Genomic DNA, 22,445 nt, shown 5'->3' with positions numbered 1-22,445 from the left:
TCCTGTCTGTTTTTTTACAGGTATGAGCAATGTTAAAATTCATATTTCGCCGCTGTCTGGAAGCCATTCCGACACTATTTATACTGATTACGATTTCGTTTTTTATGATGAGGCTGGCGCCAGGCAGCCCGTTTACCGGGGAGCGTAATCTTCCACCTGAAGTGATGGCGAATATTGAGGCCAAATATCATCTGAACGATCCGATCCTGACACAATACGGCAATTATTTATTGCAATTGGTGCAGGGTGATTTTGGCCCTTCTTTCAAATACAAAGATTATTCCGTAAACGATTTGGTAGCGGCGTCATTTCCGGTTTCCGCCAAACTGGGGGCCGCCGCTTTTTTGCTGGCTGTGATATTGGGGGTGACCGCCGGAGTAGTTGCCGCGTTGAAGCAAAACAGTAAATGGGATTATATGGTCATGGGGTTTGCCATGACGGGGGTAGTAATCCCAAGTTTTGTGGTTGCGCCCTCACTGGTGCTTATCTTTGCGATTACGCTGCGCTGGTTGCCGGGCGGCGGCTGGAACGGCGGTCAGGCCAGATTCATGATTTTGCCGATGGTGGCGCTGTCGCTCTCTTACATTGCCAGTATTGCGCGGATTACCAGAGGTTCGATGATTGAAATTCTCCATTCCAACTTCATTCGCACCGCACGGGCCAAAGGGTTGCCTATGCGCCGCATTATTTTACGTCATGCGTTGAAACCGGCGCTGTTGCCGGTGCTTTCTTATATGGGACCGGCATTCGTCGGCATTATTACCGGCTCAATGGTGATTGAAACCATTTTCGGGTTGCCGGGAATCGGTCAGTTGTTTGTAAATGGCGCACTGAATCGAGATTATTCGCTGGTACTCAGCCTGACTATTCTGGTCGGCGGACTGACCATTTTATTCAATGCGATAATTGACGTGTTATACGCGGTTATCGATCCCAAAATACGCTACTGAATCGGGGACGTTATGTTTTGGAATCGAAAAGATATTGAAGCCCTGGAAAGTTTCAGTGAGCAGATGGAGATTGAAGGGCGCAGTTTATGGCAGGATGCCCGGTCACGTTTTATCAATAATCGGGCAGCGCTGGCCAGTTTGCTGGTGCTGGGGATGATCACGCTGTTTGTGATTATCGCGCCGCTGGTTTCGCCGTTTAATTATGCGGATACCGATTGGGGGATGATGTCTTCCGCCCCGGACATGACGTCCGGTCACTATTTCGGCACTGACTCTTCCGGTCGCGATCTGCTGGTGCGTGTGGCGATCGGCGGGCGCGTGTCGTTGATGGTGGGGGTTGCGGCGGCATTGGTGGCGGTGGTGGTCGGCACATTGTATGGCGCGTTGTCCGGTTATCTGGGCGGTACAGTCGATTCCGTCATGATGCGTCTGTTGGAGATCCTCAACTCCTTCCCGTTCATGTTTTTCGTTATTCTGCTGGTGACCTTTTTCGGACAGAACATGCTGTTGATCTTCGTGGCGATAGGCATGGTTTCCTGGCTGGATATGGCGCGGATCGTGCGCGGTCAGACGCTGAGCCTGAAACGTAAAGAGTTCATTGAGGCGGCGATGGTGTCCGGCGTGTCAACGCGCGGCATCGTATTGCGCCATATTGTGCCGAACGTACTGGGTGTGGTGGTGGTGTATGCCTCACTACTGGTGCCGAGCATGATCCTGTTCGAATCCTTCCTGAGTTTTCTGGGATTAGGCACGCAGGAACCGTTAAGCAGTTGGGGCGCGTTATTGAATGATGGCGCCAACTCGATGGAAGTCTCTTCCTGGCTGCTGTTTTATCCCGCCGCCTTTCTGGTGGTAACGCTGTTTTGTTTCAATTTTATCGGCGATGGTCTGCGTGATGCCCTCGATCCGAAAGATCGCTGAGGAGTGGTTGCATGAAGAGGATGAATTCAGCCGGTGGTAGTGAGGCGCTGCTCAGTGTTCAGGATTTACGCGTGATGTTTCATACGCAGGATGGCGAAGTCACGGCGGTAAACGACCTGACGTTCAGCTTGAATGCCGGGGAAACGCTGGGCATTGTTGGCGAATCGGGATCGGGCAAGTCGCAAACCGTGTTCGCGTTGATGGGCTTGTTGGCCCAGAACGGACGCATTACCGGTTCAGCCCGTTTTCGCGGCCAGGAAATATTGAATCTGCCGGAACAGCAGTTGAACAAGTTGCGTGCGGAAGAAATCGCCATGATCTTTCAGGATCCGATGACATCGCTAAACCCCTATATGCGGGTGGGTGAGCAACTGATAGAGGTGCTGATGTTGCACAAACGGATCAGCAAGCGGGACGCTTTTGAAGAGTCGGTCAGAATGCTGGATGCGGTAAAAATGCCGGAAGCGCGTAAACGCATGAAAATGTACCCCCATGAGTTCTCCGGCGGGATGCGTCAGCGCGTCATGATCGCGATGGCGTTGCTATGCGGGCCTAAACTGCTGATCGCCGATGAACCGACGACGGCGCTGGATGTGACGGTTCAGGCGCAAATCATGACGCTGCTCAATGAATTGAAACGCGAATTCAATACCGCCATTATCTTGATTACCCACGATCTGGGCGTGGTAGCGGGCATCTGCGATAAGGTGCTGGTGATGTACGCGGGGCGGACGATGGAATATGGCTCGGCGCGTGACGTGTTTTATCAGCCCAGCCATCCTTATTCCGTCGGGTTGTTGAACGCGGTTCCCCGTCTGGATACGGAAGATGAAACGCTGGCGACCATCCCCGGCAATCCACCCAATTTACTGCGCTTACCCAAAGGTTGCCCGTTCCAGCCACGTTGTCCTTATGCGATGGATGTTTGCCATGACACGCCAGCGTTAGCGTCTTTCAATGACGGACGTATGCGAGCCTGCTTCAGAGCGGTTGATGAGGTGTTATGAATCGTACAACGGAAAAAACGGTATTGCTGGACGTCGCCGATCTGAAAGTACATTTTGATGTCAGAGATGACAAGCAATGGTTCTGGCAACCCGCGAAAACATTGAAAGCGTTGGATGGAGCCACATTTCGGTTATATGAAGGCGAAACGCTGGGCGTGGTGGGGGAGTCCGGTTGCGGCAAGTCCACCCTGGCCAGAGCCATTATCGGCCTGGTCAAGGCGACCAGCGGGAAAGTGACCTGGTTGGGTAAAGATTTGCTGGGGATGAATGATGGCGAATGGCGTAAAGCGCGTAGCGATATTCAGATGATTTTTCAGGATCCGCTGGCCTCGCTGAATCCACGGATGACCATCGGAGAAATCATCGCCGAACCGTTGAAAACGTATCACCCTGAACTCACGCGTCAGGAGGTGAAAGACCGCGTAAAAAGCATGATGCTGAAAGTCGGGTTACTGCCGAATCTGATCAACCGCTATCCGCATGAGTTTTCGGGCGGGCAGTGTCAGCGTATCGGCATCGCGCGGGCGCTGATCCTGGAGCCGAAACTGATCATCTGTGATGAGCCGGTTTCCGCGCTTGATGTTTCCATTCAGGCGCAGGTAGTGAATCTGCTGAGACAGTTACAGCGTGAAATGCGGCTGTCGCTGATTTTTATCGCCCATGATTTATCGGTGGTGAAGCATATTTCCGATCGGGTATTGGTGATGTATCTGGGACATGCGGTGGAGTTGGGAACCTATGAGCAGATTTATCGTCATCCTTTGCACCCCTACACGCGAGCGCTGATGTCCGCGGTGCCGATCCCGGATCCTGATAAAGAAAGAAACAAGCCGATCCAGTTGCTGACAGGGGAACTGCCTTCTCCGTTCAATCCGCCATCGGGATGCGTATTCCGCACCCGCTGTCCGATAGTCGGGCCGGAATGCAGCAAAACCAGACCGGTTATGGAGGGGAGTTTTCATCATGCGGTATCCTGTTTGAAAGTGGACCCGCAGGCATTGCTGCCGGTAGAAGCGAAGCGTTGAATCGCTGTCAGACGTCCCGTGGCGGGGACGTCTGACAGGCGGGATAACTGGTTTTTTCCACAGGAACTTATTCTTTCCACAGAATGTGGCAAAGCTTGTGGTCTTTTTCCCGGCAAATCAATACGCGGGCGAAAATGTCCGTGATTTCTCCGCCATCCTGTGCCGCGAGTCCAATCACCACTTCGGCAAAAAAGTCAGGATTCAGATCGAAATCAACATGCTCGGCCCAGTCTTGCGCCGGATCGAATAGCTCGGCGCCGCCGCGCTCCTCGAATTGCAGATTGAACAGCAGAATATCTGCCGGATCGAGATTATCGGCGGCCAGTTCCAGAAAGATGTCGTAAGCCTGTTCCAGCGCTTCATCTTCGTTGAGGCGGTTATTCAAATCCATAGCGCTATTCCTGTTAATGCATGAAGGGCGTTATTAAAACATGCTGAAAGCGGTATTTATAGCAGGGGGCTAAAAAAGTAAAACAGCCGCTCAACAATTCGCTGCCAGTATGGTCGGTTTTGCCATTGAGACGGTTCCAGCAAGGCGGAACGGGCGATATAGTCCTCCTGCACACAAGATAAATCGCTGCCAAAGCCGGCATCGTCAATCACCAGCGTAATTTCAAAGTTTAGCCACAGGCTGCGCATATCGAGATTGACGGTGCCGACCAGACTCAACTGTCCGTCGACCAGAACGCTTTTGGTGTGCAGCAGCCCGTCTTTGAACTGATAAATCTTCACGCCGGCATCCAGCAGTTGGGTAAAGAAGGCGCGACAAGCCCAGCCCACCAACATCGAGTCATTTTTGTACGGCACAATGATACTGACATCCACGCCGCGTTGGGCGGCGGTGCAGATGGCATGCAGCAGATCGTCGCTGGGGACAAAATAGGGCGTCGTCATGATCAACTGCGTACGGGCGGCATAGACTGCGGTCAACAGCGCCTGGTGGATCATTTCTTCTGGATACCCCGGCCCGGACGCTATCACCTGAATGGTGTGGCCGCTTTCCTGTTCAAAGGGCATCACGTTGACATCCGGCGGTGGCGGCAAAAGGCGTTTGCCGGTCTCCATTTCCCAGTCGCAGCAGTAGATGATCCCCAGCGTGGTCGCCACCGGGCCTTCAATCCGCGCCATCAAATCAATCCATTGTCCGACGCCGGCATCCCGCTTAAAGTAGCGCGGATCGACCATATTCATGCTGCCGGTATAGGCGATGCGATTATCGATCAGGACAATTTTACGATGTTGGCGTAAATCCATACGTCGCAGAAAGGCGCGGAACAGGTTGACCTTTAATGCCTCGATCACCTCGAGCCCCGCGGTGCGCATCAGTTCGGGATGTTGATAGCGGAAGAAACGAACGCTGCCTGCCGAATCGAGCAAAATACGGCAATGTACGCCGCGGCGCGAGGCGGCAATCAACGCGCTGGTGATCGGCTCCACCAATCCGCCGGGTTGCCAGATATAAAACACCATCTCGATGTTATTACGAGCCAGATTGATATCACGCAATAGCGCCTTGATGGTGTCTTCGAAAGTGGTGAGCAATTGCAATTGGTTGCCTTTGACGCCACCAATCCCTTGACGTCGCTCGCAAAGTTGGAATAACGCGCTGGCGACCTGGCTGTTTTCGGTGGCAAAAATCCGCCGGTATTCTTTTAACTCGCGCAACCATTTGGCCGTGGAAGGCCACATTTTACTGGCGCGTTCGGCCCGGCGTTTACCTAAATGCAATTCGCCAAATGAGAGATAAGCTACAATACCGACAAGTGGCAGGATATAAATGACCAGCAACCAGGCCATAGCCGACGGCACCGCCCGACGTTTCATCAGAATACGCAGCGTGACCCCCGCGATCAGCAACCAGTAACTGAAAACAAGCAACCAACTTATTACGGTATAAAATGTTGTCATAGAGGCGAGACAGATTCTCTGTGGTAAAATATCGGTAAAGTGTACGCATAGTTTTATGAAAGGGGAAACGCCTTTGGTCTGAATAGCATAGGGTGGTTGGCGGTTTTCAGTTCAGACAAATTTAAACATGGCTTGGATCGCCATCGGAAGCTTCTATAATGTTCGGCACCCATTGCCGAGAGAATAGTGACACGCATGAAACGCAGTCGCAATGAAGTAAGCCGTTGGCGCATGTTACGTCAGGTTCAGCGTCGAAGAAGCCGCTGGCTGGAGGCGCAGTCCCGAACTTACCGCCATATTCACTATGCGCGCTATTTGCAACAAAAGCACCAATGGCGCGCGTTGTTATTTGCGGTGACGCATAAATGGTAACGCGCCCGGATATCAGGATAACGCGGGTATAAGTGTGTTACCGGTCATACGGGGGAGCGTCTCTTCATCGGCAGGCAACTGAAACAGGGAAACGGTCGCATTGAGTTGCTCGGTTTGTTGCAACAGGGAGGAGAATGTTAACGCCGAGGTTTCAACCTGATCCGCATTCTGTCGAACGCTGTCATTCAGCGTGCTGATGCGAATGGTCACTTCCTGAATGCTCTCATTTTGCTGATAGGATATTTCAGATATTTCGCTTAAAAATGTGCTGGTGCCTTTTGCCGCATGGATGATTTCCTGCAAGCTGTCATTCAGTTTTTGCACCAGCAGGGTGCCGGTTTCAACGCTGTGATCTGAATCCCGGATTAACGCGTTGATATTTTGCGCCGAATGACTGCTTTGTGACGCCAGCGTACCTACTTCGCGGGCGACGACGGAAAACCCGCGCCCCATTTCCCCCGCGTGGGCGGCTTCTATCGCCGCATTCAAGGATAAAATGTGCGTTTGAAACGCCACGTTTTCAATCATGCCGATGGCCTCTGTCATTTCCCGTGTTCTGCCGGTGATGTCCGACATGGCTGCTTTGACTTCATCCATCATCATTTCGCCTTGCATCGCAATATTGGTGGCATCGGTGGCGTGCAGACTGGCCTGCCGCGTATGTCCGGCGTTTTTTTCGAGATGTTGGCCCAATTGCAAAATATGTTCGGTGGTCGCCTTTAACTCATGAGACTGCCTGCTGGCTTGTTCGGAAAGCATCTGGTTATCCTGAGCGACTTTATCAACCTGGGTGATCATATTGTCCACACTTTGACGGACGCGATTCACCAGATCCACCAGTCCGTTCTGCATCTGGATCACGTTGCCGTGCAACAGGTTGATTTCCCGCATGGTCGAGTGTTTCAGATGGAGCGACCGTGACAGGTCGCCCGCGGCGATACGTTGCAGATGCTGAATAATCCGTGTCAGCGGACGGATAATTATCCGGTTAACGCCTAACCCGACGGCAAGGGATAGCGCCAGTAATACGCCCAGCACAATCATGAATATCAGTTGGGTGCGGTCGAGAGAGGCGAGAAATTGTTGTCCGTGTTGTTTCTGTAGCGCACTGTTGCTTTGCAGATAGCGCGCATATTTCTGAGTAAAGTCGTTTTGATACGCCTGAATGGGGATGGCGAAGAAAATATCAATTCCGTTGGTGGCTTTGATGCCTTGCGCCAGTTCAACCAGCCCGTTGTATAACTGGCGATAACTCTGTTTCAGATTATTCAGCGGCTGTTCATCGCTTAGATCGGTGGTGGATTTTTCCAGTAACTGATAATGGATTCTGGCTTGTTCCAGTGAGGCTTCGGCCTCATCCATCAGGCTGTGCCAACTGCCTTCCGATCCCGTTTCCTTATCGACCAGCAGGTAAATGCCTGCGCGGTTCAACTTGTCGCTGGCGTTCATGACGGCCATTCTGGTTTTGTCCATCAGCGCCTGCTGTTGGATCAGATTATCATTGGCGGAAATCACTAATTTTACCTGCGTCATGGTTTGAGAAATGATGCCGACCGAAATCAACTGTAATAAAGAAAACAATCCGATAATCAGTAGTAACCCAGAAAGGATGCCCAACCGACAGTGGCGGTTTTTCGTTAAAATGCCAAGGCGAGAAAAAATGGACGTTAACATGTCGTGACTCTCTACTCATGAAGAGTCATCAAGCTAGCATGGTTAAATGACTAAAATATTTCAGCTTTTCCACGAGGGACAGACTTGGGCGTCCGGCGTGATGGTCACCACGAGCAAGATGACCATGATAATGGCGGGAGACTAAAAAACTTTCTTGAAAGGTTTGACCGTTACCTGACGATAAACACCGGCCATCATGTAAGGGTCTGCCTGCGCCCATGCGTTTGCCTCATCCTGAGACGCAAACTCGGCGATGACGACTGAACCCGTAAAACCGGCATTGCCTGGATTTTCACTGTCCACGGCTGGTGTCGGCCCTGCGGTGAGCAACCGGCCCTGATCACGTAATTGATTCAGGCGGGCGAGGTGGTCTGGCCTTACCGCCAGCCGGTTTTCCAGCGAATCGACATTATCCTCGGCATAAATAACATACAGCATAAAAACCTCACAAATAGAGACATGAAACAACGGGATAAACCATCATACGTGATGCAATCGTCAGGACAAGCAACCTGTTATTCAGAATGTGCAACCGTGCTCGTTCAACTGGAATTGGTTTTTTTAACAATTACTCGGGTTGTTATTGAATATGATTGCTATTTGCATTTAAACTTGGTCGGCATAAGAGGATAAAGACATACTATGCCGCATACAACGTTTCTTATTACCCGCCGTTATTCATGGCCATTTATACTTTCAGTGGGTATCCACGGTTCGCTGATTGCCGGCTTGCTGTACGCATCATTTAATAATGCGATTGAACTGCCTCAGCAAGCGAAACCGATCAGTGTGGTGATGGTGAATCCTGCGGCGTTTGAGGCGGCGCCTGCGGCAAAATCCGCGCCTACCGAACCTGAACCGATAAAACAGCCCGAACAGACACCAGAACCTTTACCGGAACCGGAACCAATACCCGAACCGATCCCTGAGCCGGTTCCTGTACCTTTGCCGGAGCCCAAACCTCAGCCGAAACCAAAGCCCAAGCCCAAGCCAGTGAAAAAGGTTGAGGAACCGAAACCGGTTAAACGCGAGCCCACCGTCAACAAACAACCGCCGTCTCCGTTCACCAGTGAAACGCCAACCCGTAGTGTCAACAATGCGCCAGTTCAGCAGGCGCCTTCAGCGAATACGCAGTCGAGCGGGCCACGTCCGCTGAATCGTACTCAGCCGCAATATCCGGCGCGTGCTTTTGCATTGCGGGTAGAAGGCCGGGTTAAAATGCAATTCGACGTCGACAGTTCTGGCCGGGTTGATAACGTTCGCGTACTTTCCGCTGAGCCGCGCAATATGTTCGAGCGTGATATCCGGCAAGCGATGCGCAAATGGCGCTATGAAGCCAACAAGCCCGGTAAAGATCTGGTGGTCACGATTGTCTTTAAAATTGACGGCGGGGCGGCTATGGAGTAACGGCGCGCTGGTGATGATGGTTGGGAAAAGAGCCGCAATTGCGGCTCTTTTGGCGTCTATTATTCGCAGAGAAAATGTATCTACAGCTTCAGCCGATTTACGCTTCACCTGGATTAAAGTTGCTTTTGCCAACGGGCAGTTCGCGCGGACGTCCTTCTTCATCAACGGCGACATAGGTGAATAGCGCTTCTGTTGCCCGATAACGCTGACCAATGGGCTCCGATGACACTTTTTTCACCCAGACTTCAATATTGATGTTAATGGAACTGCGCCCGGTATGTCGGCAGCGCGCGTAGCAACACACCACATCGCCAACCGCTACTGGCTTTAAAAACGACATGCCGTCCACCCGGACGGTCACCACACGGCCTTCCGCAATTTCTTTAGCCAAAATAGCGCCACCGATGTCCATCTGCGACATCAACCAGCCGCCAAAAATATCCCCATTCGCATTGGTGTCTGCTGGCATCGCCAGTGTGCGAAGCACCAGTTCGCCCTGAGGTAACACGTCTTGTTTGCTCATATGGTATCAATCAAATATGGTCGAAATATCAAGTTAATGCGTGTTGTCAGCAGTCACGACGAACTGTATCATTGCTTGCTTTCTTCTTCTGACTTTTCGTTTTCGCCGGGCAAGTGCCGGTAAATATAAATGCCACACAGCAGCGTGAACAGCAAGGTAAACCCTGTCAGACCAAAGACTTTAAAATTTACCCACACACTTTGCGGCATCCAGAAAGCAATATAAATGTTTACTAATCCGCATGCCAGAAAGAACATGGCCCAGGAGAAGTTAAGCTTGCCCCATACGGCTTGCGGCAAGGTTAACTCTTTGCCCAGCATTCTCTGGATAAGTGTTTTTTTCATGACGAACTGGCTTACCAACAGAGCGATGGAAAACAGACCATAGATAATGGTGACCTTCCATTTAATGAACTGATCGTTATGGAATACCAGGGTCAGCGTCCCAAAAATGGCGACCATCACAAAGGTGATCAGCATCATTTTTTCTACCTTGCGGTACACAAACCAGGTTACCGCCAGCGCCAGCGCGGTTGCGGCGATCAACGCGCCTGAAGCAATGTAGATGTCGTACAGTTTGTAAACCACAAAAAAAACGACCAGCGGAATAAAATCAAGAAGTTGCTTCATTATGTCAATCCGTCACTCAAGAATGTATTGATGATGACCAAACGATCATCTGATAACGATGTCATTATCCTTTATTGTGGTGCGCGGTTCCCGAGATATTGTAATAATTTGCAGAAAATTACGATTGGCCATTCTTTCAGCCACAGGGAGAACGGGGAAAGGCGTGCCGTAATGTTACAGCACGCCGTGATATCAGGTGCGCAGCAGCATATAAAGGCGGAACAGATAAATCAGCATAATGGCGGAAACCAGATTGCTCAGCCCGTTCAGGATCACCGCTATTATGGTGGGAGAAAACATAGTCAGTTTTGTCACCAGCAGTAAAATGGCGATTTTAGTCAATAACCAAAGGATAACCGCCGGCGCCGTGATTTTAAAATTACGATAGGCTAACCGGGCGCTGGTTTTTATGGCGTAGAAGACGCCACGCTTCTCGGTGACGACAATAATCGGCGACATACTTAACGCGATGGCCAGCAGCACGCCGGGGATGACTAAAAACAGCATACCCAACTGGATTAGCAGCGTGCATAGCAGGATCAACAGAAATAAGCGGGGCAATACCAGAGCGGAGGCGCCAATCGCCCGCAACGCACTGGTGCGATGTCCCGCGGAAACCATCTGAATCAACATCAGAATACCGCCAGTAAGCAGGGCGTTGCCAATCAAAGCTGAAAATGTGCCAGCCGCCGACATTTTCAACAATATCGTTTGCTGTTCCGGCGTCATTTGCTGGATCAAGTCCATCATCCCCAGTTCAACGGAAGACAAATCGCTGTCCGCGTTTTGCAATATCTGTAAATCTTCACTACTGGGCGACATAGCATGATTCAGAATGACAGTAATGAGCGCCGTCAGCAGTGCCATCAGTAAAATGCTGAGGAACTGATTACGGGTAAAGTTCATTGTGTCACGGTACAAAGTGTTAGCCGTGATAGGCATGCAAACTCCTTGAGGTAAAATGATCAATCAGGCTTAACCGTTGATTGTAACCTGTTACGCCTCAGTGTGGCACCCTGTGTGCTTTGCGACGTCGTCATTTATTACGTTTCCCGCTTTGATCTGCCGTTGTTTTCGCCAGTGGCGGTAATCCGTAATGCGCTCTCGCCCGGTTACAGGCGTCAGTGATCTGGCCGTTCACCCCAGATTGTACGAACTCACGACACGGCGAAGGGCGATTAATATAAATAGAGCAACTAACGCATTCGCCAATTTTTCCCATCAGGGCGGTACAACGAGGTTTTCGACTGTTGGTTCCCGCCATGCAGCGAAGAAAAGGAGAAAGTGGCTCGGTGAGTTGCGCGGGGACGCAACCGCCGCCGTCATCGGCTTCGGCCCAGTAAAACGACACCCTGAAATAGGCGCAACAAGCGCCGCAACGCATACAGGTGTTATCACTCATTTGATTTAACCACCGCCCTGGCTGGCATTGAATCAACATTAGCAGGAATGAAAATCTACCGCCTAATTCGGACTAAGGGGAGGTTAATTTTCCTGATGCGCATTTTATGTATTTATATCTGTTTTTGATGTGGATCAATTCTTTCATTTTTAATTAGTTAGCATGAATTGATGTGCTTCATTTTTTTTGCTAAAAACCTTTAAAAGATGTGATCTGGCTTAAAACAACCATAGCCACGGCGAGGTATATTTCGCTCGAAATTTAAACCATAAAAAGGGAGTGGGTAATGAAAAAGGCGTCTTTCTTATTACTGGCGGCAACACTGGTGCCATCATTCGTACAAGCGCATCAGGCCGGTGATTTCATCGTCCGTGCGGGATCCGCGACCGTGCGTCCAGTAGAAGGCTCAGATAACGTGTTGGGGCTGGGATCGTTTAACGTTGATAACAGCACCCAGCTTGGTTTGACATTCAGCTATATGGTGACTGACAACTTTGGCGTAGAGTTGTTGGCGGCCACGCCTTTCAACCATAAAGTCGGACTGAATGGCGTGGGGACTATCGCTGAAGTCAAGCATCTGCCGCCGTCGCTGGTTGCGCAATATTACTTCGGTGAAAAAGCGGATAAGCTGCGTCCTTATCTTGGCGTGGGGCTGAACTACACCATGTTCTTCGATGAGAAATTCAATCAGCGCGGGAAAGACGCCGGGCTGAGCGATCTGAGTCTGAAAAACTCCTGGGGGCTTGCCGCACAAGCCGGGTTGGATTACAACCTGGATAAAAACTGGCTGATTAATGCTTCCCTGTGGTGGATGGATATTGATACGGACGTGAAATTCAACCATGCTACCGCCGGGCAGCAAACCATCAAAACCCGGCTGGATCCGTGGACATTTATGTTTGGCGTCGGATATCGGTTCTAAATCGGGTAGTGAAATAAAACGGCGGATACTATCCGCCGTTTTATCGTCAGTAACTAACAATCACTATTGCGAACGCGTCGCGGCTTTCATCTCGCTGACAAAAGCGTTTAACTGAGACAACATTTCAGCCGGTTGATGCTGATTCTTTTCAATAATACGCACAATGGCAGAGCCGGAGATCGCGCCTGCGGCGCCCGTCGCGAGTGACTCACGCACCTGAGCCGGTTCAGAAATGCCGAATCCCTGGAGCGGCGGGGCGGCATGATACTCCTGCAATTTGGCGACCAGATGATGCAGCGGCAATTGCGCCCGTTTTTCCGTCCCGGTCACCCCGGCGCGTGACAACAGATAAGTATAACCACGGCCATAGGACGCAATTTCGCGCAGCAACGCATCATCGGCATTCGGCGGGCAGATAAAAATCGGCGCGATACCATGACGCTGGGCCGCCGCCCGAAAAGGCGCGGATTCCACTACCGGAACATCGGCAATCAGAACCGAGTCAACACCCACTTCAGCGCAACGTTGATAAAACGCATCAATACCATTGCTGAACACCAGATTGGCGTACATCAACAGACCGATAGGCATTTCCGCGTATTTCTGCCGGATAGCGGCCAGCATCTCGAAGCAGTGGCCTGGCGTCACGCCCGCCGCAAAAGCGCGCAACGTGGCATCCTGAATGGTTGGGCCATCCGCCAGCGGGTCCGAGAAGGGGATACCGAGTTCCAACGCATCGGCGCCCGCGGCAATCAATGTATCGATAATCTTCAGCGATTGTTCGGGAGAAGGATCGCCCAGCGTGACAAAGGGAACAAACGCGCCTTCTTTTTTATCCGCCAGACGTTTAAATAGCTGTTGATAACGCTCCATCAGATTTCTCCCCGATCTTTCAGAATATCGTGAACGGTAAATATGTCTTTATCTCCCCGGCCAGACAGGTTGACCACCAGTATCTGCTCTTTCTCTGGCTCTTCTTTAATCATCTTGAGCGCGTAGGCCAGCGCATGAGACGATTCCAGCGCCGGAATAATCCCTTCGTGACGGGAAAGCGCTTTAAAGGCGTCCAGGGCTTCATCATCGGTGATGGAAACATAATCGGCGCGGCCAGTACTGTTCAGGTAAGCATGCTGCGGCCCGACGGATGGGAAATCCAGACCGGCGGATATAGAGTAGGATTCTTCAATCTGCCCGTCGGCGGTTTGCATCATGGGCGATTTCATACCGAAGTAGATCCCCACGCGGCCATGTTTCAACGGTGCGCCGTGTTGTCCTGATTCAATACCCAAACCGGCAGGTTCGACGCCAATCAGCCGTACTGACGTCTCGTCGATAAAGTCGGCGAACATGCCAATGGCGTTAGAGCCGCCGCCCACACAAGCCAGCAGCGCGTCTGGCAGACGACCCTCTTTTTCCTGCAACTGGGCTTTGATTTCTTCACCGATCATCCGTTGGAACTCACGCACGATGGTCGGAAAAGGATGCGGGCCAGCCGCCGTTCCCAACAGGTAATGAGCATTATCGTAGCTGCCTGACCAGTCGCGCAACGCTTCGTTACAGGCATCTTTCAGGGTGGCGGAACCGCTGTGCACGGGGATCACTTCCGCGCCCATCAAACGCATACGGAAGACATTGGGTGATTGGCGCTCGACGTCTTTGGCGCCCATGTAAACGCGGCATTTCAATCCCAGCAAAGCACAAGCCAGCGCGGTAGCGACGCCATGCTGTCCCGCGCCGGTTTCGGCGATGATTTCGCTTTTGCCCATACGTTTGGCCAGCAACGCCTGACCCAGTACCTGGTTGGTTTTGTGCGCGCCGCCGTGCAGCAGATCTTCACGTTTCAGGTACAGCTTAGTGCGCGTGCCGGCCGTCAGGTTTTTACATAAGGTCAGCGCGGTTGGGCGACCGGCGTAGTTTTTCAGCAGATCAAAAAATTTAGCCTGAAAAGCAGGATCTTGTTGCGCGCTGACAAAGGCTTCTTCCAGTTGGCGCAACGCCGGGATGAGGATCTGCGGGACATACTGCCCGCCGAATTCACCAAAGTAAGGATTAAGTAACGTCATAGTATTCCTGTCTTTAATTTGTCGTATCGAGTGTTATGCGGTTGGTTTATATCGTGCGCAATGCCTTGAAAACCGCCGCGATTTTATGCGGATCTTTTTTGCCGGGTTGACTTTCAACGCCGGAATTAAAATCCAGCCCCAGCGCGCCGAACTGCGCTGCCTGCGCCACGTTTTCGGCGTTCAATCCACCGGCCAGCATGACATTATCCAGCGATTCGCCGTCGAGCAGCGACCAGTCAAATGTTTGACCGCTGCCGCCCTGCGCGTTATCCAGTAAATAGCGATCAACATTTTGCAGATTGCGGGCGGGCAGTTCTCCCTGAATGCTCAGCGCTTTCCAGATCTGACAGGCGGCGGGCAACTGCTGGCGAAGCTGTGAAAGGGTTTGCTGGTCTTCCTGTCCGTGAAGCTGAACCGCAGCTAATTTAAGCTGTTCGGCGATAGCGACGATCTCGTCAACCGGCGCATCGCGGAACACGCCGACATAGCGCAGCGGGGCAGCGGCAATTATGTTTTTCGCTTGTGCCAGATCAACATGACGCACAGAAGCAGCCACAAAAATCAAGCCGCCGAAGATCGCGCCGCTGCGATAGGCCGCCTGCGCGTCCTCAGGGCGGGTAAGTCCACAGACTTTGTTCTCTCCCAGACTGATACGGCGCACCGCCATGCTCAGATCGGGTTCGGACATTAATGAACTGCCGATCAGAAAACCGTTGGCGAACTGGCTCAACTCGCGTATTTGCGCATAACGATTAATGCCGGATTCGCTGATCACCGTCACGCCGGCGGGCAGACGCGGCGCCAGCGTCCGGGTACGGTTGAGATCGATGGACAAATCGCGCAAATCCCGGTTGTTGATCCCCACCACCCGCGCTTCAAGCTGGATCGCCCGCTGCAATTCCGCTTCATTACTGACTTCGGTCAGTACGCCCAGCTTCAGGCTATGGGCGATAGCGGACAACTGCCGATACTGCTCGTCATCAAGCACCGATAGCATCAGCAGAATCGCATCGGCCTGATAGTAACGCGCCAGATAGATCTGGTAGGGCGAAATGATGAAATCCTTGCACAGGACGGGTTGCGGCACCGCGGCGCTGACGCGTGGCAGAAACGCAAAATCGCCCTGAAAATATTTTTCATCGGTCAGGACTGAAATAGCGGAGGCATAGTCCTGATAAACCTGCGCGATGGCGACGGGATCGAAATCATCACGAATCAGCCCCTTTGATGGCGAGGCTTTTTTGCACTCCAGAATAAACGCGGGCTTATTCTGTCGCAGCGCCTGATAGAAATCACGCTGGCTTGGCGCGATCTCATGTTGAAAGCTAGACAGCGGCTGCTTTTGCTGGCGTTCTTCAACCCACAGGGCTTTATCACGCACGATTTTACCCAGAATCGTTTTATTCAGAACGGTTTCCTGTATCACATCGTTATCCTCTGGCCGACAGGTCAATAACGCGTTGATAAGGCTGTCCGCTGTGTATGACTTCCAGCGCCTGTTGCGCATTCTGCCGCAGATTTTCCTGCCCGAACAAGCGCATCAACAACGCGACGTTGGCGGCGACGGCCGCGTCGTGCGCGCGTTCGCCCTGGCCTTGCAGCAGCGCCACCAGAATATCACGATTTTCCTCCGGCGTTCCGCCCTGCAATGACGATATCGAATAGCTGTCCAGACCGAAATCGCGGTGCGTCAGTTGGTATGTTTCGATTTTGCCGTCATTCAGTTCCGCAACCTGCGTCGGCGCATGAATGGCGACTTCATCCATGCCGCCGCCATGCACCACGGCAGCGCGCTGATAGCCCAGCATCCGTAGCGCTTCGGCGATGGGGCGCACCAGATCCGGACTATAGACGCCGATCAGCGCCAGCGGCGGGCGGGCGGGGTTGACCAACGGCCCCAGCACATTGAATAGCGTGCGGGTTTTCAATTGCTGACGCACCGGCATGGCATGACGGAAGCCCAGATGATAGTGCGGTGCGAACAGAAAACAGACGCCCAGATCATCCAGCGCCTGACGCGCCGCTTGCGCCGACATGTCGAGTTTGATGCCAAAGGCGGACAACAAATCGGATGAACCTGAACGGCTGGAGACGCTGCGATTACCGTGCTTGGCCACTTTCAGACCGCAACAGGCCGTGACAAAGGCGCTGGCCGTCGAAATATTGATGCTGTTGGTGCCATCGCCGCCGGTGCCGACAATGTCGGCAAAAAGATAATCCGGCCGGGGAAACGGCTGGGCGTCCGCCAATAATGCCGCCGCCGCGCCCGCGATCTCATCAGGATGTTCGCCGCGCACCTTCATGCTGATCAACGCCGCCGCCAATTGGCTGGCTTGCAGTTCGTCGTGAATAATCGCGGTAAACAGATCCTGGCTTTCCTGTCGGCTGATATTTTCACCGCGGTATAATTTTTCCAGTATGGGTTGTAAAGAATTAGATTGTACGGGAGATGTATTTTGCATAATCGAGTCCATCCTTACGCCAAAGCCCAGTCCAGCGTTTGCTCCAGCAAACGCGCACCGTGAGTGGTTAAAATTGATTCGGGGTGAAATTGGAAACCACAAACGCGGTCTGCGTCATTGCGCACCGCCATGACCATGTCATTAAAGCGCGCATTGACGGTCAGCGAGGCGGGGATATTGCTGCCAACCAGCGAATGGTAGCGGGCGACCGGCAGCGGCGAGGGTAAGCCGTTGAACATGCCCAGCCCGTCATGCTCAATGACCGATGCTTTGCCGTGCAGAATTTCGCCTGCCTGACCGACATGACCGCCGTAGGCTTCGACAATCGCCTGATGGCCGAGGCAGATGCCGATAATCGGCAAGCGGCCACGCAGACGTTGCAGCAGTTGCGGCATGCAACCGGCTTTTGCCGGGGTGCCGGGACCGGGGGAGAGCATCAGAACCGGTTTTTCCATCTGCTGCAAGCGTTCAAAAATCGCATCGGCAGGTATCTGGTTGCGGTAAATCACCACATTGTGCTGGCTGGCGCGCAACTGATCCACCAGGTTGTAGGTGAAAGAATCGATATTATCAATCAATAGGATATCGGCCATTAGAATATCTCCCTGGCATGGTGCGCACTGGCGATGGCCCGCAGTACCGCCCTGGCTTTATTGCGTGTTTCATCGGCTTCCGCCTGTGGGATCGAGTCCAGCACTACGCCCGCGCCTGCCTGAACGGTGGCGATGCCATCCTCGACGTAGGCGGAGCGGATAACGATACAGGTATCCAGATCGCCGTGGGCCGTAAAATAACCCACCGCGCCGCCGTAGCTGCCGCGCCGGGTTTTCTCGCTGTCGGCGACCAACTGCATGGCGCGGACTTTCGGTGCGCCGCTCAGCGTGCCCATGTTCATACAGGCGCGGTAGGCATGCAATACATCCAGATCCGCGCGCAACGTTCCGACCACGCGCGAAACCAGATGCATGACGAAGGAATAACGGTCGACTTTGGTCAGGTCGGCGACATAACGGCTGCCCGGTTCACAGATACGCGCCAGATCGTTACGCGCCAGATCGACCAGCATCAGGTGCTCCGCCAATTCTTTATGGTCGGTGCGCATTTCGAGTTCGATACGGCTGTCGAGATCGCGATCCAGGGAACCGTCCGCCCGCCGACCGCGAGGACGCGTACCGGCAATCGGGTAAATTTCAATCTGACGGCTGTCGGCATCGTATTTCAATGAGCTTTCCGGTGAAGCGCCGAACAGGGTGAAATCCTGATCCTGCATGAAAAACATATAGGGGCTGGGATTATGCGCTTTCAGCGTGTGATAGGCGGCCAGCGGGGACGGGCAGGGTAATGAGAAGCGGCGCGAAGGCACAACCTGAAATATTTCGCCGATGCGGATCGCCTGTTGCATCTGGCTGACCACTTCACCGAAGGCTTCGTCGCTCTGATTGCAGCTTAACGTCATATTTTCGATTGACTGATGCGGTAACGCCGGCGCCGAATGGGTCAATTGCTGCTGCAACTGTTCCAGTCTATGTTGCAGGCGGCGCCGTTCGGCATTATCCGGAGTAAACAGACTGGCCTGTAATCTGGTGACTTGTTTTTGATGGTCGAGAATCAATAAGGTTTCCGCCAGATAGAAGCAAAAATCCGGGCAGCGTTGTTGTTGACTCAGTGCGGGCAGCGATTCGAAACCGGCAACCAGATCGTAGGCAAACAGCCCGCCGAGAAATAGGGCTTCACGTTCATCTTTCGGGCTGTCGACCAATATCAGAATCTGACGTAAGGCATCAAAAACGGACAAGGCGCGCAGGCGGGCGTCTTCATCCTGAAGCGTATCCGTATCGGGGAACGTCAGTTCGCGTCCGTTCGGGCGATGTTGATTGAGTACCGCTTCCGGCAGCGCGGTATCGAGTAACGGGAGCAATGCCGCGCCGTTTGCCGTCAGCGCCTGTACTGAAACCTGCTGGCCCAGCGCGGTAATGCGTAAGGCGCTATCGACGATCAACAGACTTTGCAGGTTGGCTTTGCTGTCTATCTCCGCGGATTCCAGCAGCAGCGTCGCTGGTCTGGCCCCGCACAATTGATGGAAAATCGCGCTTGGGTCGTTGCGATAGACGGCCTCGGTACGCAGCAGTTCCAGTTTTGGTTTTGTTGTTTGCATCATTGCGACCTGTATCATTCCGTATCATTGAGTCCATAAAAAAGCCCGCTGGGTAGGCGGGCCTGGGAATATCTGCATGTTGCGATAAACGCTATGCGTGACTACTCCACCCGCGACAGGGAAGAGCGCCACCAACCAAATGTCATCATCTGTTGCGTAGTTATTTGTTGTATGGCCATTGGTTGCATAGTCATTATCGTCATCTCACGATTGGTGAATCAAGCTTGCGTACTAGTTAACTAGTTCATGATTCAAAAGTCAACATCAGGAATAACATTATTTTATTGAACGGCCGAATGCGGTCATAAGGCATGAAATTACCATTTAACATGCATTAGTGGCATCATGCCGCCTTACCTATGCCTAGCCATCATGTTGGATACATTTGTGCCGGAAGAATCTCAATCAACGTTGTCGTCGTTTCAACTCTATGATCTGCATAGCCACACCAGCGCATCGGACGGTTTATTGACGCCAGCCGAACTGGTCGCCCGTGCGGTGGCGATGCGGGTGAGCGTGCTGGCAATCACCGATCACGATACCACCCGTGGGCTGGCGCAAGCCCGCCATGCGATTGAACATCAGCAATTACCGCTACGGCTGGTTACCGGCGTAGAGATTTCCACGCGGTGGGAAAATCACGAAATTCATATAGTGGGGCTGGGAATGGATATCGAACACCCCGCTTTGTGCGCCCTGTTGCAACAGCAGGCGCAATCCCGCCAGGCACGGGCGGAGCAAATCGCTATCCGACTGGAGAAAGCCCGCATCCCGGCGGCGCTGGCCGGTGCGAGTCGTCTGGCGTCGGGCGGTCAGATCACCCGCGCGCATTTTGCCCGTTATCTGGTTGAACTTGGCGTTGCCGCGAATATCAGTCAGGTATTCAAGAAATATCTGGCGAAGGGGAAAACCGGTTACGTTGCGCCACAGTGGTGTACAATAAAGCAAGCGATTGATGCTATTCATCAATCTGGCGGCGTTTCGGTTTTGGCCCACCCAGGACGTTACGATCTGACCGCCAAATGGCTGAAACGCCTGCTAGCCGCGTTTGCCGAAAACGGCGGCCAGGCGATGGAAGTCGCCCAATGTCAGCAAGCACCTGATGAGCGTACCCAGCTTGCGCGTTATGCCCGCGATTTTAACTTGCTGGGGTCGCAGGGATCGGACTTCCATCAACCCTGCGCCTGGATTGAGCTAGGACGGAAATTGTGGCTGCCTGCCGATGTTGAACCTGTCTGGCGACACCCGGCGTTGACGCAAAGCGGATGTGGCGGTCACACATGAAAAACATTTTGAAATAGGTCATGTCATGAGTCAGTTTTTCTATATTCATCCGCAGAATCCACAATTGCGATTGATTACGCAATCCGTGGACTTTCTACATAAAGGCGGCGTGATTGTCTATCCTACCGATTCCGGTTACGCACTGGGATGCATGCTGGGCGACAAGAACGCCATGGAGCGTATCTGCCGTATTCGTTCATTAGACAGCAATCACAACTTTACGCTGATGTGTCGCGATCTGTCCGAATTGTCCACGTATGCTTACGTTGATAACACCGCCTTTCGCCTGATTAAAAACAATACGCCCGGCAACTACACCTTTATTCTGAAAGCGACCAAAGAAGTTCCTCGTCGTCTGATGAATGAAAAACGCAAGACGATAGGACTGCGCGTACCGTCCAATCCTATCGCCTTGTCGTTGCTGGCGGTATTGAATGAACCGATGATGTCCACTACCTTAATGCTGCCGGGCAATGATTTTGCCGAATCCGATCCAGAGGAAATACAGGAAACGCTGGGCAAACAGGTGGATTTGATCATTCATGGCGGTTTTCTTGGGCAACAGCCAACCACCGTGATTGATTTAACCGAGTCGTCGCCGAAAATTACTCGCGAAGGTACGGGCGATATCACGCCATTCCTGTAAGTGCGGCGCTACCCAGACAACAGCAACTATCAGTCCGCAAATGAATTGGCATACAAACGGCGTGAATCACTGTATAATCGGGCCAGTATTTTTTATAACGCATTATTTCTACGTAATTCACTGAATTATATCAGCGTTTTGTTATTCCCCCCGACGCCTGGGAAGGCGACACTCAGAGGTTGCTCAATGAGCGAAAAGCTACAGAAAGTTCTGGCGCGCGCAGGTCACGGTTCGCGTCGTGAAATTGAAGGTATTATCCAGGCGGGACGCGTTAGCGTTGATGGCAAAATCGCCACGCTGGGTGACCGTGTTGAAGTGACGAAAGCCACCAAAATTCGTATTGACGGCCACGTGGTTTCCGTTAAGGAAACCGAGGAAACAGTTTGCCGCGTACTGATCTATTACAAGCCGGAAGGCGAACTGTGTACGCGCAGCGATCCAGATGGTCGTCCTACCGTATTTGATCGGTTACCGAAAATTCAGGGTTCTCGCTGGGTGGCGGTAGGGCGGCTGGACGTAAACACGTCCGGCTTACTGCTGTTTACCACCGATGGCGAACTGGCCAATCGTCTGATGCACCCCAGCCATGAAGTCGAGCGTGAATACGCGGTGCGGGTGTTTGGCGAAATCAACGATGAGAAGATCAAACAACTCAGTCGCGGCGTGCAGTTGGAAGACGGCCCCGCGTCATTTCGCACCATCCGTTATCAAGGCGGCGAAGGGCTTAACCAGTGGTATAACGTGACGCTGACAGAAGGGCGTAACCGTGAGGTTCGTCGTCTGTGGGAAGCGGTGGACGTTCAGGTTAGCCGCTTGATCCGCGTGCGTTACGGCGACATTCAACTGCCTAAAGGTTTGCCGCGCGGCGGCTGGACGGAAATGACGCTCGACGACGTCAACTACCTGCGTAAACTGGTGCAGTTGCCGCCGGAAACCGTAACCAAACTGCCTGTTGAGCGGGAGCGGCGCGGTGTAAAAGCCAATCAAATTCGCCGGGCGGTTAAACGCCATAGTCAGATTAGTTCGGCGCCGGCCAGACGCGCCTCGCCAAAATCCAGACGTAACGCTTAATCTCCTGCGTTGCGCGTGATTTCC

The 22,445-nt window shown here is 52.7% G+C and carries 22 protein-coding genes, 1 pseudogene and 1 other annotated feature; of the genes and pseudogenes, 10 read left to right on the top strand and 13 right to left on the bottom strand.

Annotated elements, in window-relative coordinates:
- Positions 1 to 29: 29 nt before the first annotated feature.
- The 4 genes from oppB to oppF are packed head-to-tail and all read left to right on the top strand — an operon-like array spanning position 30 to position 3,903.
- On the top strand, positions 30 to 950 hold the full coding sequence (oppB, locus tag DES54_RS10990) for an oligopeptide ABC transporter permease OppB (protein ID WP_113867312.1): 921 nt from the start codon (positions 30 to 32) through the stop codon (positions 948 to 950).
- 12 nt (positions 951 to 962) lie between these two features.
- Complete coding sequence (gene oppC / locus DES54_RS10985; RefSeq protein WP_113867310.1) at positions 963 to 1,871, top strand: oligopeptide ABC transporter permease OppC; 909 nt, start codon at positions 963 to 965, stop codon at positions 1,869 to 1,871.
- An 11-nt stretch (positions 1,872 to 1,882) separates the two neighbouring features.
- On the top strand, positions 1,883 to 2,878 hold the full coding sequence (locus DES54_RS10980) for an ABC transporter ATP-binding protein (protein WP_113867308.1): 996 nt from the start codon (positions 1,883 to 1,885) through the stop codon (positions 2,876 to 2,878).
- Positions 2,875 to 3,903 (top strand): murein tripeptide/oligopeptide ABC transporter ATP binding protein OppF, encoded by a 1,029-nt coding sequence (oppF, locus tag DES54_RS10975; protein WP_113867306.1) that lies wholly within the window; start codon positions 2,875 to 2,877, stop codon positions 3,901 to 3,903. The genes DES54_RS10980 and oppF overlap by 4 nt, the downstream gene beginning before the upstream one ends.
- Before the next feature lie 67 nt (positions 3,904 to 3,970).
- Here oppF and DES54_RS10970 read toward each other — a convergent pair whose 3' ends face one another.
- Positions 3,971 to 4,294, bottom strand: coding sequence for an HI1450 family dsDNA-mimic protein (locus DES54_RS10970; RefSeq protein WP_113867304.1), 324 nt, complete (start codon positions 4,292 to 4,294; stop codon positions 3,971 to 3,973).
- 56 nt (positions 4,295 to 4,350) lie between these two features.
- Entirely contained in the window at positions 4,351 to 5,811 is a 1,461-nt protein-coding gene (gene cls / locus DES54_RS10965; protein WP_113867302.1) for a cardiolipin synthase, read from the bottom strand.
- A gap of 195 nt (positions 5,812 to 6,006) precedes the next feature.
- Between cls and DES54_RS18485 the strand changes: the two genes are divergently transcribed.
- Complete coding sequence (locus DES54_RS18485) at positions 6,007 to 6,183, top strand: YciY family protein (RefSeq protein WP_147247283.1); 177 nt, start codon at positions 6,007 to 6,009, stop codon at positions 6,181 to 6,183.
- A gap of 12 nt (positions 6,184 to 6,195) precedes the next feature.
- Here DES54_RS18485 and DES54_RS10960 read toward each other — a convergent pair whose 3' ends face one another.
- Positions 6,196 to 7,857, bottom strand: a complete 1,662-nt coding sequence (locus tag DES54_RS10960; protein ID WP_113867300.1) for a methyl-accepting chemotaxis protein — start codon at positions 7,855 to 7,857, stop codon at positions 6,196 to 6,198.
- 141 nt (positions 7,858 to 7,998) lie between these two features.
- Complete coding sequence (locus DES54_RS10955) at positions 7,999 to 8,295, bottom strand: YciI family protein (RefSeq protein ID WP_113867298.1); 297 nt, start codon at positions 8,293 to 8,295, stop codon at positions 7,999 to 8,001.
- Positions 8,296 to 8,499: 204 nt separating this feature from the next.
- On the opposite strand from DES54_RS10955, the gene tonB reads away from it, so the two are divergent.
- Positions 8,500 to 9,264 (top strand): TonB system transport protein TonB, encoded by a 765-nt coding sequence (tonB, locus tag DES54_RS10950; RefSeq protein WP_113867296.1) that lies wholly within the window; start codon positions 8,500 to 8,502, stop codon positions 9,262 to 9,264.
- Positions 9,265 to 9,361: 97 nt separating this feature from the next.
- Here tonB and yciA read toward each other — a convergent pair whose 3' ends face one another.
- From yciA to DES54_RS10930, 4 genes are all read right to left on the bottom strand, one after another.
- Complete coding sequence (yciA, locus tag DES54_RS10945) at positions 9,362 to 9,787, bottom strand: acyl-CoA thioester hydrolase YciA (RefSeq protein ID WP_113867294.1); 426 nt, start codon at positions 9,785 to 9,787, stop codon at positions 9,362 to 9,364.
- 68 nt (positions 9,788 to 9,855) lie between these two features.
- A complete protein-coding gene (locus DES54_RS10940; RefSeq protein ID WP_113867292.1) occupies positions 9,856 to 10,416 on the bottom strand; it encodes a septation protein A in 561 nt (186 codons plus the stop codon).
- A 192-nt stretch (positions 10,417 to 10,608) separates the two neighbouring features.
- Positions 10,609 to 11,358 carry a YciC family protein gene (locus DES54_RS10935; RefSeq protein WP_113867290.1) on the bottom strand — a complete coding sequence of 250 codons (750 nt, stop codon included), beginning with the start codon at positions 11,356 to 11,358 and terminating at the stop codon, positions 10,609 to 10,611.
- A 94-nt stretch (positions 11,359 to 11,452) separates the two neighbouring features.
- A complete protein-coding gene (locus DES54_RS10930; RefSeq protein WP_113867288.1) occupies positions 11,453 to 11,818 on the bottom strand; it encodes a YkgJ family cysteine cluster protein in 366 nt (121 codons plus the stop codon).
- A gap of 286 nt (positions 11,819 to 12,104) precedes the next feature.
- On the opposite strand from DES54_RS10930, the gene ompW reads away from it, so the two are divergent.
- Entirely contained in the window at positions 12,105 to 12,740 is a 636-nt protein-coding gene (gene ompW, locus DES54_RS10925) for an outer membrane protein OmpW (RefSeq protein WP_113867286.1), read from the top strand.
- Positions 12,741 to 12,803: 63 nt separating this feature from the next.
- Here the strand turns inward: ompW and trpA are convergent, their stop codons facing one another.
- From trpA to DES54_RS10895, 5 genes and pseudogenes are all read right to left on the bottom strand, one after another.
- The gene (gene trpA / locus DES54_RS10920; protein ID WP_113867284.1) at positions 12,804 to 13,613 is read right to left on the bottom strand and encodes a tryptophan synthase subunit alpha; all 810 of its coding nucleotides are present in this window, start codon (positions 13,611 to 13,613) and stop codon (positions 12,804 to 12,806) included.
- Positions 13,613 to 14,803, bottom strand: coding sequence for a tryptophan synthase subunit beta (gene trpB / locus DES54_RS10915; protein ID WP_113867282.1), 1,191 nt, complete (start codon positions 14,801 to 14,803; stop codon positions 13,613 to 13,615). Before trpB ends, trpA begins: the two co-directional genes overlap by 1 nt.
- A 46-nt stretch (positions 14,804 to 14,849) precedes the next feature.
- On the bottom strand, positions 14,850 to 16,229 hold the full coding sequence (gene trpCF, locus DES54_RS10910; RefSeq protein WP_427846326.1) for a bifunctional indole-3-glycerol-phosphate synthase TrpC/phosphoribosylanthranilate isomerase TrpF: 1,380 nt from the start codon (positions 16,227 to 16,229) through the stop codon (positions 14,850 to 14,852).
- A gap of 4 nt (positions 16,230 to 16,233) precedes the next feature.
- Positions 16,234 to 17,858 (bottom strand): annotated as a pseudogene (trpD, locus tag DES54_RS18920) (bifunctional anthranilate synthase glutamate amidotransferase component TrpG/anthranilate phosphoribosyltransferase TrpD).
- Positions 17,858 to 19,420 carry an anthranilate synthase component 1 gene (locus tag DES54_RS10895; protein ID WP_113867336.1) on the bottom strand — a complete coding sequence of 521 codons (1,563 nt, stop codon included), beginning with the start codon at positions 19,418 to 19,420 and terminating at the stop codon, positions 17,858 to 17,860. The pseudogene trpD and the gene DES54_RS10895 overlap by 1 nt, the downstream one beginning before the upstream one ends.
- 35 nt (positions 19,421 to 19,455) lie before the next feature.
- Positions 19,456 to 19,560: a sequence feature (Trp leader region), on the bottom strand.
- A 247-nt stretch (positions 19,561 to 19,807) separates the two neighbouring features.
- Here DES54_RS10895 and rnm point away from each other — a divergent pair.
- The 3 genes from rnm (at position 19,808) to rluB (ending at position 22,421) form a co-directional block, all read left to right on the top strand.
- Complete coding sequence (rnm, locus tag DES54_RS10890) at positions 19,808 to 20,704, top strand: RNase RNM (RefSeq protein ID WP_113867334.1); 897 nt, start codon at positions 19,808 to 19,810, stop codon at positions 20,702 to 20,704.
- Between the two features lie 25 nt (positions 20,705 to 20,729).
- The gene (locus DES54_RS10885; protein ID WP_113867332.1) at positions 20,730 to 21,350 is read left to right on the top strand and encodes an L-threonylcarbamoyladenylate synthase; all 621 of its coding nucleotides are present in this window, start codon (positions 20,730 to 20,732) and stop codon (positions 21,348 to 21,350) included.
- Between the two features lie 186 nt (positions 21,351 to 21,536).
- Positions 21,537 to 22,421 (top strand): 23S rRNA pseudouridine(2605) synthase RluB, encoded by an 885-nt coding sequence (rluB, locus tag DES54_RS10880; RefSeq protein WP_113867330.1) that lies wholly within the window; start codon positions 21,537 to 21,539, stop codon positions 22,419 to 22,421.
- The last annotated feature ends 24 nt before the right edge of the window (positions 22,422 to 22,445 follow it).

Origin of the sequence: Brenneria salicis ATCC 15712 = DSM 30166 (assembly GCF_003315515.1) — a bacterium.
Classification (GTDB): Bacteria; Pseudomonadota; Gammaproteobacteria; order Enterobacterales; family Enterobacteriaceae; genus Brenneria; species Brenneria salicis.
The sequence above is the reverse complement of the archived record's forward strand: the minus strand, read 5'-3'. Positions and strand labels throughout refer to the sequence as shown.

Excerpts from the sequence above, each read along its gene's own strand:
- oppB (WP_113867312.1), top strand. The coding sequence starts at position 30 with ATGTTAAAATTCATATTTCGCCGCTGTCTGGAAGCCATTCCGACACTA.
- oppC (WP_113867310.1), top strand. The coding sequence starts at position 963 with ATGTTTTGGAATCGAAAAGATATTGAAGCCCTGGAAAGTTTCAGTGAG.
- DES54_RS10980 (WP_113867308.1), top strand. The coding sequence starts at position 1,883 with ATGAAGAGGATGAATTCAGCCGGTGGTAGTGAGGCGCTGCTCAGTGTT.
- oppF (WP_113867306.1), top strand. The coding sequence starts at position 2,875 with ATGAATCGTACAACGGAAAAAACGGTATTGCTGGACGTCGCCGATCTG.
- DES54_RS10970 (WP_113867304.1), bottom strand. The coding sequence starts at position 4,294 with ATGGATTTGAATAACCGCCTCAACGAAGATGAAGCGCTGGAACAGGCT.
- cls (WP_113867302.1), bottom strand. The coding sequence starts at position 5,811 with ATGACAACATTTTATACCGTAATAAGTTGGTTGCTTGTTTTCAGTTAC.
- DES54_RS18485 (WP_147247283.1), top strand. The coding sequence starts at position 6,007 with ATGAAACGCAGTCGCAATGAAGTAAGCCGTTGGCGCATGTTACGTCAG.
- DES54_RS10960 (WP_113867300.1), bottom strand. The coding sequence starts at position 7,857 with ATGTTAACGTCCATTTTTTCTCGCCTTGGCATTTTAACGAAAAACCGC.
- DES54_RS10955 (WP_113867298.1), bottom strand. The coding sequence starts at position 8,295 with ATGCTGTATGTTATTTATGCCGAGGATAATGTCGATTCGCTGGAAAAC.
- tonB (WP_113867296.1), top strand. The coding sequence starts at position 8,500 with ATGCCGCATACAACGTTTCTTATTACCCGCCGTTATTCATGGCCATTT.
- yciA (WP_113867294.1), bottom strand. The coding sequence starts at position 9,787 with ATGAGCAAACAAGACGTGTTACCTCAGGGCGAACTGGTGCTTCGCACA.
- DES54_RS10940 (WP_113867292.1), bottom strand. The coding sequence starts at position 10,416 with ATGAAGCAACTTCTTGATTTTATTCCGCTGGTCGTTTTTTTTGTGGTT.
- DES54_RS10935 (WP_113867290.1), bottom strand. The coding sequence starts at position 11,358 with ATGCCTATCACGGCTAACACTTTGTACCGTGACACAATGAACTTTACC.
- DES54_RS10930 (WP_113867288.1), bottom strand. The coding sequence starts at position 11,818 with ATGAGTGATAACACCTGTATGCGTTGCGGCGCTTGTTGCGCCTATTTC.
- ompW (WP_113867286.1), top strand. The coding sequence starts at position 12,105 with ATGAAAAAGGCGTCTTTCTTATTACTGGCGGCAACACTGGTGCCATCA.
- trpA (WP_113867284.1), bottom strand. The coding sequence starts at position 13,613 with ATGGAGCGTTATCAACAGCTATTTAAACGTCTGGCGGATAAAAAAGAA.
- trpB (WP_113867282.1), bottom strand. The coding sequence starts at position 14,803 with ATGACGTTACTTAATCCTTACTTTGGTGAATTCGGCGGGCAGTATGTC.
- DES54_RS10895 (WP_113867336.1), bottom strand. The coding sequence starts at position 19,420 with ATGCAAACAACAAAACCAAAACTGGAACTGCTGCGTACCGAGGCCGTC.
- DES54_RS10885 (WP_113867332.1), top strand. The coding sequence starts at position 20,730 with ATGAGTCAGTTTTTCTATATTCATCCGCAGAATCCACAATTGCGATTG.
- rluB (WP_113867330.1), top strand. The coding sequence starts at position 21,537 with ATGAGCGAAAAGCTACAGAAAGTTCTGGCGCGCGCAGGTCACGGTTCG.